This is a genomic window from Blattabacterium cuenoti (assembly GCF_014252335.1).
Lineage (GTDB): Bacteria > Bacteroidota > Bacteroidia > Flavobacteriales > Blattabacteriaceae > Blattabacterium > Blattabacterium cuenoti_AL.
The window spans coordinates 202960-221028 of sequence record NZ_CP059218.1 but is presented as its reverse complement, the minus strand read 5'-3'; the positions used below and the strand labels follow the sequence as shown (position 1 = coordinate 221028).

17 protein-coding genes are annotated in these 18069 nt (G+C 22.6%); 7 read left to right on the top strand and 10 right to left on the bottom strand.

The annotated features are described in order from the left end of the window. Window positions 1-3 precede the first annotated feature (3 nt). The 7 genes from H0H37_RS01040 to gcvH form a co-directional block, all read right to left on the bottom strand. Window positions 4-2268: an NADP-dependent malic enzyme gene (locus tag H0H37_RS01040; protein WP_185882585.1), complete on the bottom strand. Its 2265-nt coding sequence runs from the start codon at window positions 2266-2268 to the stop codon at window positions 4-6. A gap of 33 nt (window positions 2269-2301) precedes the next feature. Further along, window positions 2302-2754 carry a cytochrome C oxidase Cbb3 gene (locus tag H0H37_RS01035; RefSeq protein WP_185882584.1) on the bottom strand — a complete coding sequence of 151 codons (453 nt, stop codon included), beginning with the start codon at window positions 2752-2754 and terminating at the stop codon, window positions 2302-2304. A 20-nt stretch (window positions 2755-2774) separates the two neighbouring features. After that, window positions 2775-3662, bottom strand: coding sequence for a cbb3-type cytochrome c oxidase N-terminal domain-containing protein (locus tag H0H37_RS01030; protein WP_185882583.1), 888 nt, complete (start codon window positions 3660-3662; stop codon window positions 2775-2777). Window positions 3663-3859: 197 nt separating this feature from the next. After that, a complete protein-coding gene (gene ccoN, locus H0H37_RS01025; RefSeq protein WP_185882582.1) occupies window positions 3860-6061 on the bottom strand; it encodes a cytochrome-c oxidase, cbb3-type subunit I in 2202 nt (733 codons plus the stop codon). Between the two features lie 11 nt (window positions 6062-6072). Then, on the bottom strand, window positions 6073-6240 hold the full coding sequence (ccoS, locus tag H0H37_RS01020) for a cbb3-type cytochrome oxidase assembly protein CcoS (protein WP_185882581.1): 168 nt from the start codon (window positions 6238-6240) through the stop codon (window positions 6073-6075). Window positions 6241-6248: 8 nt separating this feature from the next. Beyond that, window positions 6249-8468, bottom strand: a complete 2220-nt coding sequence (locus tag H0H37_RS01015; RefSeq protein ID WP_185882580.1) for a heavy metal translocating P-type ATPase — start codon at window positions 8466-8468, stop codon at window positions 6249-6251. Between the two features lie 17 nt (window positions 8469-8485). Further along, window positions 8486-8875, bottom strand: a complete 390-nt coding sequence (gcvH, locus tag H0H37_RS01010) for a glycine cleavage system protein GcvH (RefSeq protein WP_185882579.1) — start codon at window positions 8873-8875, stop codon at window positions 8486-8488. A gap of 122 nt (window positions 8876-8997) precedes the next feature. Between gcvH and H0H37_RS01005 the strand changes: the two genes are divergently transcribed. Genes H0H37_RS01005 through trpA form a run of 7 tightly spaced genes read left to right on the top strand, consistent with a single transcriptional unit; the run spans window position 8998 to window position 15433 of the window. Further along, window positions 8998-10449 (top strand): anthranilate synthase component I family protein, encoded by a 1452-nt coding sequence (locus H0H37_RS01005; RefSeq protein ID WP_185882578.1) that lies wholly within the window; start codon window positions 8998-9000, stop codon window positions 10447-10449. Window positions 10450-10475: 26 nt separating this feature from the next. Next, complete coding sequence (locus tag H0H37_RS01000) at window positions 10476-11084, top strand: anthranilate synthase component II (RefSeq protein WP_185882577.1); 609 nt, start codon at window positions 10476-10478, stop codon at window positions 11082-11084. After that, window positions 11068-12060 carry an anthranilate phosphoribosyltransferase gene (gene trpD / locus H0H37_RS00995; protein ID WP_185882576.1) on the top strand — a complete coding sequence of 331 codons (993 nt, stop codon included), beginning with the start codon at window positions 11068-11070 and terminating at the stop codon, window positions 12058-12060. The genes H0H37_RS01000 and trpD overlap by 17 nt, the downstream gene beginning before the upstream one ends. Then, complete coding sequence (locus H0H37_RS00990) at window positions 12057-12872, top strand: indole-3-glycerol phosphate synthase TrpC (RefSeq protein ID WP_185882575.1); 816 nt, start codon at window positions 12057-12059, stop codon at window positions 12870-12872. Before trpD ends, H0H37_RS00990 begins: the two co-directional genes overlap by 4 nt. After that, complete coding sequence (gene trpF / locus H0H37_RS00985; protein WP_185882574.1) at window positions 12866-13486, top strand: phosphoribosylanthranilate isomerase; 621 nt, start codon at window positions 12866-12868, stop codon at window positions 13484-13486. Before H0H37_RS00990 ends, trpF begins: the two co-directional genes overlap by 7 nt. Next, window positions 13483-14685, top strand: a complete 1203-nt coding sequence (trpB, locus tag H0H37_RS00980; protein WP_185882573.1) for a tryptophan synthase subunit beta — start codon at window positions 13483-13485, stop codon at window positions 14683-14685. Before trpF ends, trpB begins: the two co-directional genes overlap by 4 nt. Further along, window positions 14669-15433 carry a tryptophan synthase subunit alpha gene (trpA, locus tag H0H37_RS00975; RefSeq protein WP_185882572.1) on the top strand — a complete coding sequence of 255 codons (765 nt, stop codon included), beginning with the start codon at window positions 14669-14671 and terminating at the stop codon, window positions 15431-15433. Before trpB ends, trpA begins: the two co-directional genes overlap by 17 nt. 26 nt (window positions 15434-15459) lie before the next feature. Here trpA and H0H37_RS00970 read toward each other — a convergent pair whose 3' ends face one another. The 3 genes from H0H37_RS00970 to H0H37_RS00960 form a co-directional block, all read right to left on the bottom strand. Beyond that, the gene (locus tag H0H37_RS00970; protein WP_185882571.1) at window positions 15460-16113 is read right to left on the bottom strand and encodes a YggS family pyridoxal phosphate-dependent enzyme; all 654 of its coding nucleotides are present in this window, start codon (window positions 16111-16113) and stop codon (window positions 15460-15462) included. 63 nt (window positions 16114-16176) lie between these two features. Beyond that, the gene (tilS, locus tag H0H37_RS00965) at window positions 16177-17544 is read right to left on the bottom strand and encodes a tRNA lysidine(34) synthetase TilS (RefSeq protein ID WP_185882570.1); all 1368 of its coding nucleotides are present in this window, start codon (window positions 17542-17544) and stop codon (window positions 16177-16179) included. Next, window positions 17541-18062, bottom strand: a complete 522-nt coding sequence (locus H0H37_RS00960) for a shikimate kinase (protein WP_185882569.1) — start codon at window positions 18060-18062, stop codon at window positions 17541-17543. The genes tilS and H0H37_RS00960 overlap by 4 nt, the downstream gene beginning before the upstream one ends. Window positions 18063-18069 lie beyond the last annotated feature (7 nt).

Here is an 18069-nt window from a genome sequence, read left to right as displayed (position 1 = left end):
GTTCTAATGTCTAATTTGTGCATCAATTACTGAAAAAGTAGAAAGATTCACAATCTCTTCTATATTAGATTTCATTTGCATAATATATGCTGGTTTTTTGATTCCTAATAAAACTGGACCAATTGTTTTTATTTTTTCTAATCCAATAAAAAATTTATAAGTTAAATTTCCTGATTCTATATTAGGAAATATAAAAACATTTGCCTTGTTGTTTGATATTTTAGAATTAAAATATGTTAAATTTTTTTCTAAACATAGTTTATTTAACGATAAATTTAATTGTGATTCTCCATGTAGTACTACTAAATTTGGATATTTTTTATGTAAAAAATCTACAGTTTTATATATTTTATTGGTTTTAGATAAAACATTATTAAAAGATAACATTGCTATACATGGTACCATATCAAAATATTTTACGATTTTAGTTGTCATAATAGTAATTCGAACTAATTCTATCGTAGTAGGATTTTTTATAACTGCAATATCAGCTAAAAATATAGGTCCATGTTTAGTTAATAAAATCATCAATCCAGCAGTTTTTTGACATAAATTATTTGTACCAATTATGTCTAATATTGGTTTTAAACTATATCTAAATGGATTAGAATATCCAGTCATTACAATATCTGCTTCTCCTTGATCAACCATCATTGCACCAAAATAATCAAGATTTTGCATAATATGATATGCATTAGATTTAATAATTTTTTTATTTTTATATAATAAAATATTAACATAATCTTTGACTTTTTGATCATTTTTTTTAGGATCAAAAATAATAGGATCTATTTTAAGATTATGTTTATTAATTAATGTTTGAATTTTATGTTTATTTCCTAAAACAATTGTTGAATTTAATATTATTCCTTTTTCTTGTAATATTTGAATAGATTTTAAAATATTATATTCTTCTCCATTACAAAAAACGATTTTCTTAGGATTAGATTGAGCTCGTTTTTGAATCATTCTAATAATTTTATTTTCATACTCCATTCTATCTAATAATATTTCTCTATATTTAGTCCAATTGATAATTGGACTTCTTGCCACTCCACTATCCATAGCCGCTTTAGCTACTGCAGGAGCTACACGAGTAATTAAACGATTATCAAAAGGTTTTGGAATTATATAATCTTTTCCAAAGGAAATATTTTTTTTATTATAAACGATATTAACTTGTTCTGGAACTGATTCTTTCGCCAAAGATGCTATAGCATAAATAGCTGCTAATTTCATTTCGTCATTGATAATAGTTGCTCTAACATCGAGTGCTCCTCTAAAAATATATGGAAATCCTAATACGTTATTCACTTGATTAGGATAATCACTTCTTCCTGTAGCAATTATAACATCAGATCGAGTTTGGACGGCCACATTATAATCAATTTCAGGATCTGGATTAGCCATAGCAAATACTATAGGATTTTTTGACATACTTTTTAACATTTTTTCAGTTAATACTCCTCCTATAGATAATCCAATAAATACATCAGAATCTTTAATTGCTTCAGAAAGATTTTGTAATTTAGTATTGACAGCAAATTCTTCTTTTTCTGTAGTTAAATCTTTTCTTGAACTATGTAATAATCCCTTGCTATCAAACATAAGAATATTATTTGGGTTCAATCCTAATTTTTTATATATTCTGGTGCAAGAAATAGCAGCTGATCCTGCTCCATTAACTATCATTTTAATTTCTTGAATATTTTTTTTGACATAACTTAAAGCATTTAACAATGCTGCTCCAGAAATAATAGCAGTTCCATGTTGATCATCATGCATCACTGGAATATCTAATTCAAATTTTAATCTTTTTTCTATTTCAAAAGCTTCTGGAGATTTAATATCTTCTAAATTAATTCCTCCAAATGTTGGAGCTATAGCTTTAACTATTTCAATAAATTTATTTGGATCAGATTCATTAATTTCTATATCAAAAACATCTATTCCTGAAAATATTTTAAATAACAATGCTTTCCCTTCCATCACTGGTTTAGAAGCTAAAGCACCAATATTACCAAGACCTAATACGGCGGATCCATTAGTAATCACTGCTACTAAATTACCTTTAGAAGTATATTTATATACTGTTTTATAAGATCTATAAATTTCTTTACACGGTTCTGCTACACCTGGTGAATAAGCTAAAGATAAATCTTTTTGAGTACTATAATCTTTAGTAGGAGATATTTGTATTTTTCCAGTTGGAAATTTACTATGATAATTTAAAGCTTCATGTTTAAGATTTTTTATTTTTTTTACCATAAGTAATAATTTTGAAAATGAATCAAAAATATATTATCCATTCCAAAATATATCTTTTTCAAAAAAAAATTGTTTTTTATTAGATTGCCATCTAATCATTAATTTATAAGTTCCTGTTTTCAAAAGATTACATGGAATAAATAGTTGTTTTTTTTTATTAAAAATAATTGCAAAATGTTGTTTGATATCCATGTTTTTAGATGAATAACGTAATAATGTATAAGTTCCAAATATGTTATCTATCATTTTTGGAAATATTATATATATACCAGAAGTACACATTAGTATTTTAATATTTTCTGATAAAGACAACAAATTTTGTTTTTCATTTATAATGTCTTGATACCTCATTTCTTCTTCATAATATTTATCTGATATCAATTGACTTTCTTTATGAGGAAAAAAAAAGGTTATATAAATAATAAAACAAATAAAAACAGATAAAGATGATATAATTACTATTTCTACATTTAATTTGGTTTTCATAAAAAATTCTATATTAATAATTATTTTTTTATGATTGAAACACTATTCCAATTAATAATTTTTTTACCTTCTGGAGATTTACCACTAGTACTAACATTTTTTGTATTTATAAAATATACATAACTAGATATTTTTTGAATATCATTACCTTTTAATTCTCCATTTTTTCCAAATGCTCTCATAGTAGGATTATTTTTACTACCATTCCATACAATAGAAAAGATATTTTTGAAAAGATCTTTTTCTATTATATTTATCCAATAATCATCTGTTAAATTTGGGCCAATATTTCCACTTCCATCAGAATTATGACAAGTAGCACAATTTTCTTCAAAAAGAACTTTTCCACTATCAATTAAATGATTATTAAATGTAGCATTTTCAATAGTTATTTGTGGCATAGTTTTTTCAAATTTTTCTATATTTTTTAATTGCTCTTGATATGCTATTTGATATTCTTGATATGGATTAGAAAAATCAGTAAATAAATAAGCACACAAATAAATTACCGAAATTACAATTGTGAAAAAAAATAGATGAACCCACCATATTGGTAATTTATTATCTAATTCTATAATATCATCAAATCCATGATTAATTTGTTTTAAATTGTCAATTTTAGTTTTATAATTAAAAAATTTATAAAGTCTATAAAAGTAATTTCCTTCATTTTCATCAAGTATATTTTTTTTTTCTATGTCAGTTAAGGATTTTAATTTTTTTCTATAAATTAATTCATTGATAAAATCTAATACAAATAATAATATAATTATAACAAAAAAAAATAGTATAGATATTGGATGATATATTAACTTGATATTTTCTATTCCTAAAATAATATAAAATATAAAAATAATAATTGATACAATAATAGGAATATTAATAAAAAAAGGAACTTTCGTTCTCATAACTCATATAGATTTAAATCTATTCTAAAGGCAAATCTTTGATTTTATCATAATATTTTTTAGACTTACAATAGGTCAAAAAGAAAATAAAACAAAAACACATTAAAAATATAATTAACATTATGGATTGAAATATACCAATATATTTTTCAGAAAAAATAATTTTTTTATAAAATGTTATCATTATGTATTCATCATTATTTTTTTATTTTAATATCAATCCCTAATTTTTGAAGATAAGATATAATAGCAATCACTTCTCTTTTTTCTAAAGGAATAAATTTATTTTTATATCTTTTTTTTTGAATATCCATTTCAAGTTTTAATTTTGGATTTTCCTTATAAATATCAAAAACAATTTTTTTTGCTTGTATATCCATATCTTTATTAAAATTTATTATACTATCTGAAGTATAGGGAACTCCAAGTTTAATCATTGCTTGAAGTTTTTTTTTTGTATCAGACCTATTTAATTTATTATATACTAGCCAAGGATATCTTGGCATAATCGAACCTGGGGAAGTAGAGCGAGGATTATTTAGATGATTAAAATGCCACGAGTTTGGATTTTTACCTCCTTCTCTAGCTAGATCTGGACCTGTACGTTTAGATCCCCAAAGAAAAGGATGATCATAAATAAATTCTCCAGCTTTTGAATATTCTCCATAACGAACTACTTCATCTCTAAATGGCCTCACTTGAGCACTATGACAAGAATTACAACCTTCTCTGACGAATAAATCTCTACCTTCTAACTCTAAAGCTGTATAAGGTTTTATATTTTTAATAGTAGGAATATTTGATTTTATAGCTAACGATGGAATAATTTCTATTATACCACCTATAGCAACTGCTATAAAAGAAAGAATAGTAAATTGTATAGGTTTTGTTTCCAATTTACCATGAAATGTTGTAAAATTATTGTTTTTATCTGAAGATATGTAAGATATTACTTGAAAAGATTCATGTTTTATAAATTCTCCTTGTTGAATCGTTTTATATATATTATATAACATCATAATAAAACCTAAAATATAAATTACTCCACCTACAAATCTAGCTTTATAAAAAGGTAAAATATTTAATACAGTATCCAAAAATTTTTTATATGTTAACGTTCCATCAGGATTAAATGATTTCCACATATTAGCTTGCAAAATGGATCCAAAATAAAGAGGAAAAATGTATAATATTAGACCTATTAATCCAAATATAAAATGTAAATTCATTAATTTATTGGAATATAATTGATTACGATTCCATAATTGTTTAGTTAACCAATAAATCATTCCAAATGCCATAAATCCATTCCATCCTAAGGTTCCTAAATGAACATGAGCAATTATCCAATCTGTAAAATGAGCAATAGAATTTAATGTTTTTGTCGCTAACATTGGTCCTTCAAAAGTTGCCATTCCATAACATACAATACCTACTAAAAAAAATTTTAAAATAGGATCTTTTTTAACTTTTGACCAATCTCCTCTTAAAGTCAATAATCCATTTAACATTCCTCCCCAAGAAGGAGCAATTAACATAATAGAAAAAATAGTACCTAACATTTGTGCCCAATTGGGTAATGAAGTATACATTAAATGATGTGGTCCAGCCCATATATATATAAATATTAAAGACCAAAAATGTATAATAGATAATTTATAAGAAAAAACTGGTTGATTAGACGCTTTAGGAACAAAATAATACATTAATCCTAATATGGGGGTAGTTAATATAAATGCTACTGCATTATGCCCATACCACCACTGCATCAATGCATCTTGAACTCCTGCATATATAGAATAACTTTTAAAAGATAATAATTCAATAGGTAATTCAAGATTATTAAAAACATGTAACATAGCAACAGCTACCCAAGTGCCTAAAAAAAACCATATACTAACATATAAATGTTGAATTTGTCTATTTAAAATAGTACCAATCATATTAATACCATATACTAACCAAATAATAAAAATTAATATATCTATTGGCCATTCATGTTCAGAATATTCTTTACTAGTATTAATTCCTAATAAAAAAGTTACCCAAGATGATAAAATAAAAATTTGCCATCCAAAAAAATGTATCCAACTAAGATAATCACTATAAATTCTGGTTTTTAATAATCTTTGTATCGAATAATAAGTTCCAGTAAAAATCACATTGCCAATAAAAGCAAATATAGCTGTTGTAGTATGCAGCATTCGCCAACGTCCAAATCCCATTATTCCTTGAGAATATTGTAATTTATTACCTAATAATAATTCCGGAATGGTTGGCATAATTAATAATAACGCAATAAATAAACCTGCTAATAACCCAATAAATCCCCAAAATATAGTAGCATATAAAAATGCTTTTACAATTATATTATTATAATAAAATGTTTTCAATTTCATATTATTCATAATCATGATTTATTGTTATTATTATATATTTTTTTATCATTAATTAATATTCTTATTCGTGGAGATTCACAATCGTCAAATTGTCCTGAATAAAGACTAATTAAAAATATTATAAGAAATAAAATACTAAATAAAAGACTGGAAAATATCATGATAATTAATATACTCATCTTACTTTTTACTTTACTATAAATATTTTTGAAATTATCCAAGTTGAAATTAAAGAAAATAATATAACTGATAAAGAACTACAAGGCATTAAAATAGCTGATATCAAAGGTGTCACTACTCCTGAAATTGCTAATACAAATCCTAATAAATTATAAAATAAACTTATTAATAAATTACAAATTACTAATTTAACAGATATTTTGGATAATTGTAAAAATAAAGGAAGATCAGTTAAATAATTAGATTGAATAAAAGCATCACAGTTAGGGAAAAAATTAGTAATTTTTTCTGATAAAGCTAAACCTATATCACTTTTTTTCAAAGCTGCAGAATCATTAATTCCATCTCCAATCATCATCACAATTTTACCAAGTTTTTGAGTATTAATAATATATTTTAATTTATCTTCTGGGCTTTGATTAAAAAAAATTATACTTTTATTTGGTAAAATAGATTTTAAATATTTTTCTTCTAATTTATTATTATCACCAGATAATACAATGATATCATAATTTGTTAAATTCTTAAAAAGATGTTGAATTCCTTTTCTATAATTATTTTTAATTAAAAAATAACCAATTACATTACCATTTATAGAAATACATACAGTAGTACCTTGATTACTATTTATTGATAAGTTTAAAAATTTTGGAGAACCAATTTTGACAAAAATTTTGTGATTAATCACTCCTATGATTCCCAATCCTATTATTTCTTTAAAATCAGTAACTGAATAATATTTTTTAATATTTTTTATAGATAATTCCTTTAATATCATTTGACTTAAAGGATGGTGAGAATGTATAAGTAAAGAAGAAATAATGATTTTATCTTGAAATTGTAATTTTTTTCCAATAAAAAAAATATTTTTTTTATTTATATCTGTTATAGTTCCAGTTTTATCAAAAATTAAAGTATTAATTGTAGATAATTTTTCCATGATAAAAATATCTTTTACATAAAAACCTTTTTTAGATAAAAACTTCATCATATTTCCAAAGATAAATGGAGCAGAAAGAGATATTGCACAAGGACAAGCAACAATTAATACTGAAATAGTAGTTTGTAAAATTTTTGAGGAATCTATAAAGAACCAGTAAATTCCTGTAATAATTGAAACAAGTAAAATAAATGGAGTAAAATATTGTATTAATTTATTAGATATAGTATTGATATACAATAAATTATTATATTTTATTTTTGTATTCCATAATAAACTTATATAACTTTGATCTATATGTTTTATAACTTTGACTAAAATATAACTTCCTTTTTGTTTAGATCCAGCATAAATACGATCTCCTATTTTTTTTTTAATTATATATGATTCTCCTGTAATAAAACTATTATCTAAAAGAGCCATCCCTTTTACTAAAATAGAATCAGCTGGAATAATTTCTTCATTTCTAATAATAATTATATCTTTTATTTTTAAATCAGAAATAAGAATTTTTTTTTCTTCTCCATTTTTATTAACCTTAGAAACATATATTGGATAAAATTGTTTATAATCTTTAAATAAAAAGATTTTTTTATGAGTATTAATTTGGATAATTTTACTAATTAATAAAAAAAAATAAAAACTAGCAAGACTATCAAAATATCCATTTCCTATATCAAGTATAATTTCATAAGAACTCCACAAAAATAATGTGATGATTCCAATACTAATAGGTAAATCTATATTTATTAAATGATTTTTTAATCCTAAACAAGCGTATTTAATATGATCAAAAATCGAAAATATCACTATTGGAATAGACATAAAAAACATAATATAACGAAAAACATTTCTATTACATACAAACCAAGTATCTTCTATACTTGCACCTAAATATTCTGGAAGTGATAATAACATAATATTTCCAAAACAAAAAAAACTAATAGCTAACTTAGCTATTAATTGTCTATCAATTTTATTTATTGGATGTTTAATTGTAATAGAAGGTGTATAACCAATTTTTTTTAGTAAGTTAGCTAATTCACTTAATTGTAATTTATCGTTATAAAATGTTAAACTTAATTGTTTACTTGTAAAGTTTACAGTTGATTTTAAAATATCTTGATGAAGATTAGATAAATTTTCCAAGTATAACATACAAGATTGACATTTAATCGAAGGAATAAAAAAACGAATTGCAGTAATATTCCCCTCTTTAAAATCAATAATTTTTTTTTCTATTTTTTCATCATCCAAATAATGAAAATCATTATTGTAATTAGACATTCATTTATTTATATTTATTACTTATTAATATATTGTTTATATTCTTCTAAAGACATTAATTTATTATATTCTTGAATATCCACTATTTGAATTTTAAGTATCCACCCCTTATTATAAGGATCTGTATTTACTAAATCAGGAGTTAATAATACATTTTTATTAATATCAATAATTTTTCCATTTACTGGCATAAATAGATCAGATACAGTTTTTACTGCTTCTATAGATCCAAAAATTTTTCCTGATTTGATAGTATTATTTAAAATCTTTTCATCGATATCTAAATAAATTATATCTCCTAATTCTTTTTGTGCAAATAAACTTATACCAATATAAGCATATAATGATTTGTGTTCTATTAATTTAATCCATTCATGATTTTTGCTATATTTTATAATTTCTTTCATAAGAAAAAGATTTATTTTATTATTGTTATTAAAATTATATGTTTCTTTTTGAAAAAAATGAATTATTGAATTATATAAAAAATCATTATATTATTACACAATGATGAATGATGTGAGTAATTATGTTAAAGTTTAATTTTGACACTATACAAAAAAGACTTTTTTATGATAGTATTACCCCAATAGAATTATATCTAAAATTAAGAGATATTTTTCCTAACACTTCATTATTAGAAATCACTGAAAAACCTAATATAGTATCGTCAATTTTTTGTATTAATCCAATTTCTGAATTTATTTTAGAAAAAAATATAGTTAAAATAGTATATCCAAATGGAATTTACAAACATATTTTTTTAAAAACAAAATTAGATTTACCTATTTTAATTGATGAATTTTTTAACACATTTCATCAAAATTCATTTTACGAGTCCAATCAAAATTCATCTTCAAGTTTTTCAAATTTAAGACTATCACATAATTATTCTGGATTTTATGGATATATATCTTATGATAGTATTCAATATTTTGAAAATATAAAATTCAAGCAAATAATTACTAATAATTATTATGATTTAGCAAAAGCAAGATTTACTTTTTATGGAAATTTAATTATTTTTTATTCATTTTATAATGAAATGTTTTTGATAGAACATAATTTTTCAAAATTTAACAAAATCTCTAATGATCAATTAATAAAAATTTTGAATAAAAAGCTTGTTTCACATTTTTCGTTTAGAATTGCAGGATCTTGCACATCTAATGTTACTGATCAAGAATACCAAAATATGGTATATAAAGGCATAAAATATTGTTTACGTGGAGATCTTTTTCAAATTGTATTATCTAGACAATTTCAACAAAAATTTAAAGGAGATGAATTTAACGTTTATAGAGCAATTAGATGTATTAATATTTCTCCATATTCATTTTATTTTGATTATGGTAATTATAAAATATTTGGTACTTCTCCAGAAACACAATTAATTATTGATGAAAGACATGCATATATTTATCCTATAGCTGGAACTATCAAAAGATTAAAAAATCAAAATCAAAATAATAAATTAAAGATAGAATTACTAAATGATCCTAAAGAAAATTCAGAACATATCATGTTAGTAGATTTAGCAAGAAATGATTTAAGTAAACATTCTTATGATGTCAAAGTAGATAAATTTAAAAAAATACAAGAATTTTCGCATGTATTTCATATTATATCCAAAGTATCTGGAAAATTGAGTAAACATATTTCTATAATAAAAATACTTGGAGATACTTTTCCTGCTGGTACTTTGTCTGGAGCTCCAAAATATAAAGCTATGGAACTTATTGATAAAATAGAAAATCAAAATCGAGGTATATATGGTGGAGCAATTGGATTTTTTGGATTAAATAATTCATATCTGAATACAGCTATAATAATACGTTCTTTTATAAGTAAAAATAATATATTATTTTTTCAAGCTGGTGCTGGTATTGTTTCAGATTCAGTAGCAGAAAAAGAATTAGAAGAAGTTAACAATAAATTAATGGCTTTATTTCAAGCAATAAAATTAGCTAGATATATATAAAATATTAATAAAAGATATGATATATAATGAAAAATAAAAAAATATTAATATTGGATAATTATGATTCTTTTACATATAATCTTGTTTATATTATCAAAAAATTCACAACACAACCTATATATGTATTTAGAAATAATGAAATAAAATTATCAGAAATAAATTCATATTATAAAATTATTCTTTCTCCAGGCCCAGGTATTCCCGATGAAGCTCATATTTTAAAACCATTAATAAAAAAATATGCTGCTACTAAAAGTATTTTAGGAGTTTGTTTAGGACAACAAGCTATTGGAGAAGTATTTGGAGCCACTTTAATGAATACTAAAAAAGTTTATCATGGAATATCCAGTAATATTACTATAATAGATAGTCAAGAAGTTTTGTTTAGAAATATTCCAAAAAATATTAAGGTTGGTCGATATCATTCTTGGATCATTTCTGAAAAAAATTTTCCTAAAGAATTAACAATTACAGCTATTGGAAATAAAGGAGAAATTATGGCTTTACGTCATAATTTATATGATGTACGTGGAGTGCAATTTCATCCAGAATCTATTTTAACTCCACATGGAGAACACATAATAAAAAATTGGTTGACTATTAATAATGAATATCAGAATGAAAAAATTACTTAAATCTTTCTTTTTAGAAAAGAAAATTTTTACTAAAAAAGAAGCTAAAAAAATATTTTTTGCATTATACAATGGTCAAATTAATCCAATACAAGCTATTTCAATAGCAATTATGTATAATTTTAGAAGACCAACTGTAGAAGAAATTAATGGATTTAGAGAGGCATTAATGGATTTGTGTATCAAAGTCAATTTACATGAGTTTAATGCAATTGATATAGTAGGAACTGGTGGAGATGGAAAAAATACTTTTAATATATCTACATTGACTTGTTTTATTGTTGCTGGATCTGGAGAAAAAGTAATTAAACATGGAAATTTTGGTTTTTCTTCTAAATATGGATCTTCGGATATTTTAACAAATTTAGGATATCAGTTTACTAAAAATGAAAATAAATTAAAAAAACAACTAGAATTAACTGGATTTTGTTATTTACATGCACCAATCTTTCATCCAATATTAAAAGTTGTTTCTTATGTAAGAAAACAATTTGGATTTAGAACTTTATTTAATATTTTATCTCCTTTATTAAATCCAGTAAATCCAAAAAATCAATTATTAGGAGTTAGTGATTTAGAATTAGCTAGACTCTATGCTTATTTGTATCAAGATAAAAATATAAATTTTTCAATTATTCATAGTTTAGATGGTTATGATGAAATAACATTAACTAGCGATATTAAATGTTATACTTCTAAAGAAGAACGTATTTATACTTTAGAAGAATTGGGTATTAATAAAAAAATTAATCCTATAGAATTATCTGGTGGAAAAACTTCTGAAGAAAATACAAAAATTTTTTTAAAAATTTTATCTGGGGAAGGAACTATTTCACAAACTAAAGTTGTTTTATGGAATGCCTCATTTGCATTAAGTTTAATCAATTCAGACAGTATAATAAATAATTATGAAAGAGCTAAACACACGTTAGAAAGTGGACAAGCTAATACAATTTTCAAAAAATTTATAAATATATGAATATTTTGGACCAAATTATTTTGAATAAAAAACAAGAAGTTTATAATAAAAAATCTTGTTATTCTATTAATATATTAGAAAAAGGCATTTTTTTTAAAAAAAAAGTAATTTCTTTATACGATAAGATACAACATAGTTACACTGGCATTATTTCAGAATTTAAAAGAGGGTCCCCATCATTAGGAATAATCAATAAACAGGCCAACTTAGAAAAAGTTGTACAAGATTATGAAAAATATGGATCTATAGCAATTTCTATATTGACAGATTATAAATTTTTTTATGGTACAAATCATGATTTCATACAATCTAGAAAATTAGTTAACGTACCATTATTAAGAAAAGATTTTATTATTGATGAATATCAAATTATAGAATCAAAATATATAGGTGCAGATATAATATTATTAATTGCAAATATTCTGTCTAAAACACAAATTAAAAATTTTTTATCTTTAACAAAGGATATTGGATTAGAAGCAATAATAGAAATTTTTGATGATATTGATATAGAAAAAATTATAGATTTAGATTATGATATTGTTGGCATTAATAAACGAAATTTAAAAACATTTGAAATAAATAGTGATGATCAAATGATTCAATTAGCTAATAAATTACCGAAAACATGTTCTTTAATAGCAGAAAGTGGAATAAATAATACAAATGATATATTAAAATTAATAAATAAAGGATTTAAAGGATTTTTAATAGGAACTAGTTTTATGAAAAGCAATAATCCAGGACTTAGTTGTAAAAAATTGATTAATAAATTACAAATTGAATTGCAAAAAAAATATAAAAAATGTTAAAAATCAAAGTATGTGGACTCAAATATAATATTTTAGAAATTTCTAAATTGGATATTGATTTCATGGGTTTTATTTTTTATCCTAGATCTCCAAGATTTATAGGATATAATTTGATTTTACCAAAAATAAATAAACTTAAAGTTGGTGTTTTTGTAAATGAAAACGAAAAAACAATTTTAACAACAAGTCAAAAACACAAATTAGATATTATTCAACTACATGGGCACGAAAGTCCACAATTTTGTGAAAAACTTGCAAAAAATAATATTACTTTAATCAAAGTATTTCATATTAATAATTCTTTTAGTTTTCAAAAAACTAAAGATTATGTATCATTATGTCATTATTTTTTATTTGATACAAAAACCAAATATTATGGAGGAAGTGGTAAAAAATTTTGTTGGAAAAAATTATATGATTATGATTTATGTACATCTTTTTTGTTAAGTGGAGGTATTAAAATGGAAGATATGATAGACATTCAAAATATTTTTCATTTACATCCAAAAATGTTTGGAATTGATATTAATAGTGGATTTGAAAAATGTCCAGGTAAAAAAAATTATACATTTATACAACATTTTATTCAACAAATCAAAAAATATAAATCATGAATTTTTTTGCTGATAAAGATGGATATTATAATGATTTTGGAGGATCTTATGTTCCTGAAATGCTTTATAATAATTTATCTAAGTTGACCACTTATTACAATAATATTACTAAAACAAAAGAATTTCAAAATTTATTTCATAAAATATTAAAAAATTATGTAGGTAGACCAACTCCATTATTTTTATGTAAAACATATTCTAAAAAATATAATTCAAAGATATATTTAAAAAGAGAAGATTTAAATCATACTGGATCCCATAAAATTAATAATACTATAGGACAAGCTTTGTTAGCGATAAAAATGGGTAAAAAACAAATTATAGCTGAAACAGGAGCTGGTCAACATGGGGTAGCTACTGCAACAACTTGTTCTTTTATGAATTTAGAATGTATCATTTTTATGGGAGCAAAAGATATTAATCGTCAATCATCTAATGTATTGAAAATGAAAACACTTGGTGCTAAAGTCATTCCCGTATATAGTGGTGATCAAACTTTAAAAGATGCAGTAAACGAAACTATTAGATATTGGATAAATCATCCAGAAAGTTATTATTTAATAGGCTCTACAGTAGGACCTCATCCATATCCTCAAATGGTAGCAGATTTTCAATCTATTATTAGTAAAGAAATTAAAATACAATTAAAATCACAAGAAGGACATAATATACCTAATTATGTTATTGCTTGTATAGGTGGAGGTAGTAATTCAGCAGGTGCTTTTTATCATTTTTTGGATAATAAATTAATTAATCTTATTGGAGTAGAAGCAGCTGGAATGGGAATCCATACTAATAAAACTGCAGCATCTATTAATTTAGGAACAAAAGGAGTTTTACATGGTAGTATGACTTTATTTTTACAAAATCAAGAAGGCCAAGTATTACCTGCGTATTCTATATCAGCTGGATTAGATTATCCTGGAGTTGGGCCTATGCATGCTAATTTATTTTTCAAACAACGAGTGAATTTTTTATATGCTACGGATACAGAAGCTTTATCAGCTGGATGTGAATTAATGAAGTTTGAAGGAATTATTCCAGCATTAGAAAGTGCTCATGCTTTAGCTATTCTGAAAAAACTTCCATTAACAATTAACGATATTGTGATTATTAACTTATCTGGCAGAGGTGATAAAGATATACACATTTATGAAGAATTTATAAAAAACAACACAACGTATGAATCAATTAAATAAATTATTTCATAATAAAAACAATATATTATGTATTTATTTTACAGCTGGATATCCAACTATTGCAAGTTTAGAAACAATCTTAATAACCTTACAAAACGTCAATGTAGATTTAATTGAAATTGGAATTCCATATTCTGATCCTATCGCAGACGGATTAATAATTCAAAAAAGTAATGAAATAGCATTACAAAATGGAATGAATATTTCATTATTATTTTCAATAATTAATAAAATTAAAAAATATATAAATATTCCTATTATCATCATGGTATATTATAATCAATTTTATAAATATGGAGAACATTTATTTTTACAACAATGTAACAAATATGGAATATTTGGATTGATTATACCTGATTTACCAGTTAATATTTTTTTGAAAAAATATCAGAAGGTATTTAAAAAATATTTTGTATCTATGATTTTTTTGATTACATCAGAAACTAATAATAAAAGACTTATCATATTAAATAGACTAACTACTAGTTTTTTATATATTGTTTCCTCTAATTCTATAACTGGTCAAAGAATGACAATATCAAAACAACAAATTGATTTTTTCAAACGAATTAAACATTCTTTAAAAAATACCCCAAAATTAATTGGATTTGGAATTCAAAATAAAAATGAATTTAAGTTAGCTTGTACATATGCAAATGGAGGCATTATAGGTAGTTCTTTTATACAGGCTATAAAACAAAATAAATTAGAAATCAGTATTTCTGAATATATTAAATCTATAATATAATAATTATATTTTGTGATTTTTTGATGTTATTTTTCAAAGATAGATTTTCCTAAACGAATAAGATTACTACCACATTGAATAGCTATTATATAATCTCTACTCATTCCCATAGAAAGGACTGAATGATTATATTTATATTTACATTTTTCATAGATTTTATTTAAATAATGAAATTCATTTTTTATTTGTTCATTTGTTCCATAATGACTGGCCATACCCATTAATCCAATAATTTGTACATATTGCATTGTTTTTTTATTATATTCGTCTAATATATGGTAAATTTCTGTATGATTTAAAATTCCTGATTTATTTTTATCATTACATATTTTCACTTGTAATAAACATTTTATTCTTTTATTATGTTTTTTAGCTTCATTATTAATATTATATAATTTTTTAATTGTATCAACACTGTGAATTAAATGAATAAAAGGAATAATATACTTTAATTTATTAGTTTGTATTTTCCCAATCATATGCCAACGTATATTTTTTGGTAATTGATTATATTTTAAAACCATTTCTTGAATATAATTTTCTCCAAAATCTCTATGTCCTATTTTATATAAAGTATTGATACAATCAATGGATCTATTTTTAGATACTACTACAATTTTGATTTGATTTGAAATAGACCTTTTTATAGAAAGAAAAGAAGATACTATAATATTATTCATAGTAATAGTACTTGTATGTTAAATTATTTGAATATTTTAATTACAATGTTATATTATGTATATTTATGATGATATTATTCCCAATATTGTTTTTGTGGTTGAAGTAATTTTAAATCTATTATCTAAACGATTACCTACTAAAATAATATTGTCATTACCATTAATTAATATCCATGTTTTTTCTTTTTCCAATAAAGAGAGTTTATTATCTTTATAATACTTACTTAATTTTTTTTTACCTGTCATATTTAAAGGATAAAATATATCTCCTTTTCTCCATGTTCTTAACTTTAATGGTAATTGTACTTTCTCAAAATCAATAAATAATATTTTTTGTCTTGTTATCATTTTTTCGATATTAATTTTTTTGGCATAAATAATAAATTGGATACTAATAGGAAGTAACATATTTTTTACATTCAAATTTGTAATTATATATGTTTTATGTTTAAATAAATTAAAAATTTGATTCTCAATTAATATCAATTCTTCTCTATTTTTAATAAGACGATATTGATTTGATATTAATTGTTTACCAGATTGAGCATAAAATAATTTTTTTATATTTTTTATATTTGAAAATCCATATTGAAAAAATAATTTAAATAAATAAATAGAAGATAATTGTTGTAATTTATTACATTTTATTTTCCAAATAAATGGATCTTGTGTTTGTACTAAAGTAATTTCTTTTTTGATTTCGTAAATTTTGTTTTCTATTAAAGAATTTTCTTGATAAAGAAAATTAATACTTTTTTTAAATCCTTTATAAAAAGAATAATAGATTGATGGAGAAAAAGAAGATATTATGAATCGTATTTCATTTCTAAGATATTTTATATTTGTATTGCTACTATCGTATCTAAATATTATTTTATTTTTTTTTGCATAATTCAAGATTTCTTCTTTTTTAAAAGAATAAAGAGGACGAATAATTTTTCTATTTTTTTTAGGAATGCCCAATAATCCTTTTATTCCAGTTCCTCTTATTAAGTTTATAAAAAAAGTTTCTATTGAATCATTTAAATGATGTCCTAAAGCTACATAATCATAATCATTTGCCTTGATTAATTTATCAAACCATTTATATCTTAATTTTCTAGCAGACATTTGAATAGATAATTTATGTTTGTGAGAATATTCTAAAATATTAAATTTTTTTATGTGACATAAAATATCTTGTTTATAACATACATCTTTTATAAATTGTTCATCTTGATGAGATTCTAATTGTCTTAAAGAAAAATTACAATGAGCTATTTCTATAGATAAAGATAAAATATTAGAAATTTTAAGAAATAGATGTAATAATACCATACTATCTAATCCTCCACTAACAGCAATACATATTTTATTATTTTTCTTAATATCAAATTCTTCTTTCAGAATATTATTAACAAAGTTAATTTCATTTAAAATTGACATATTCATACATAATATATTTCATTTTGTATTTTTTTTACTATTTCTAATTTAGATTTTCCATGTATATTAATTTTTTTGAATGATTGCTCATAAAAATGAATTCTTTTTGAAAAATTGGTATTTAAAAAATTAAACAATTCATTTTTTTGCAAATTAGATATTAAAGGTCTATGTTTTTTATTTTTGTATAATCTATTAAATAAAACATCAATATTTTCTTTTAAATAAAAAGTTTGAGAGTATTTATTTAATAAATCAATATTATTATAATAACATGGTGTACCTCCACCAACAGATAAAACATATTTTTTAGTTTTTTCCTTTAAAAATTTTTTTAGAATTATATGTTCCATTTTTCTAAAATATTTTTCACCTTTTGTTTGAAAAATATTATCAATAGTAGATCCTATTTCTTTTATTAATAAGTTATCTAAATCATAAAAATTGAATTTTATTTTTTTAGATAACATGTTACCAATAGTAGTTTTTCCGCATCCCATATATCCAATTAAAGTAATTTTCATGAAATAA

Coding starts and splice junctions, on each gene's coding strand:
- tilS (WP_185882570.1), bottom strand. CDS start 17,544: ATGAATATGTCAATTTTAAATGAAATTAACTTTGTTAATAATATTCTG.
- trpA (WP_185882572.1), top strand. CDS start 14,669: ATGAATCAATTAAATAAATTATTTCATAATAAAAACAATATATTATGT.
- H0H37_RS01040 (WP_185882585.1), bottom strand. CDS start 2,268: ATGGTAAAAAAAATAAAAAATCTTAAACATGAAGCTTTAAATTATCAT.
- H0H37_RS00960 (WP_185882569.1), bottom strand. CDS start 18,062: ATGAAAATTACTTTAATTGGATATATGGGATGCGGAAAAACTACTATT.
- trpD (WP_185882576.1), top strand. CDS start 11,068: ATGAAAAAATTACTTAAATCTTTCTTTTTAGAAAAGAAAATTTTTACT.
- trpF (WP_185882574.1), top strand. CDS start 12,866: ATGTTAAAAATCAAAGTATGTGGACTCAAATATAATATTTTAGAAATT.
- gcvH (WP_185882579.1), bottom strand. CDS start 8,875: ATGAAAGAAATTATAAAATATAGCAAAAATCATGAATGGATTAAATTA.
- H0H37_RS01030 (WP_185882583.1), bottom strand. CDS start 3,662: ATGAGAACGAAAGTTCCTTTTTTTATTAATATTCCTATTATTGTATCA.
- H0H37_RS00970 (WP_185882571.1), bottom strand. CDS start 16,113: ATGAATAATATTATAGTATCTTCTTTTCTTTCTATAAAAAGGTCTATT.
- H0H37_RS01000 (WP_185882577.1), top strand. CDS start 10,476: ATGAAAAATAAAAAAATATTAATATTGGATAATTATGATTCTTTTACA.
- H0H37_RS01015 (WP_185882580.1), bottom strand. CDS start 8,468: ATGTCTAATTACAATAATGATTTTCATTATTTGGATGATGAAAAAATA.
- H0H37_RS00990 (WP_185882575.1), top strand. CDS start 12,057: ATGAATATTTTGGACCAAATTATTTTGAATAAAAAACAAGAAGTTTAT.
- H0H37_RS01005 (WP_185882578.1), top strand. CDS start 8,998: ATGTTAAAGTTTAATTTTGACACTATACAAAAAAGACTTTTTTATGAT.
- H0H37_RS01035 (WP_185882584.1), bottom strand. CDS start 2,754: ATGAAAACCAAATTAAATGTAGAAATAGTAATTATATCATCTTTATCT.
- trpB (WP_185882573.1), top strand. CDS start 13,483: ATGAATTTTTTTGCTGATAAAGATGGATATTATAATGATTTTGGAGGA.
- ccoS (WP_185882581.1), bottom strand. CDS start 6,240: ATGAGTATATTAATTATCATGATATTTTCCAGTCTTTTATTTAGTATT.
- ccoN (WP_185882582.1), bottom strand. CDS start 6,061: ATGAAATTGAAAACATTTTATTATAATAATATAATTGTAAAAGCATTT.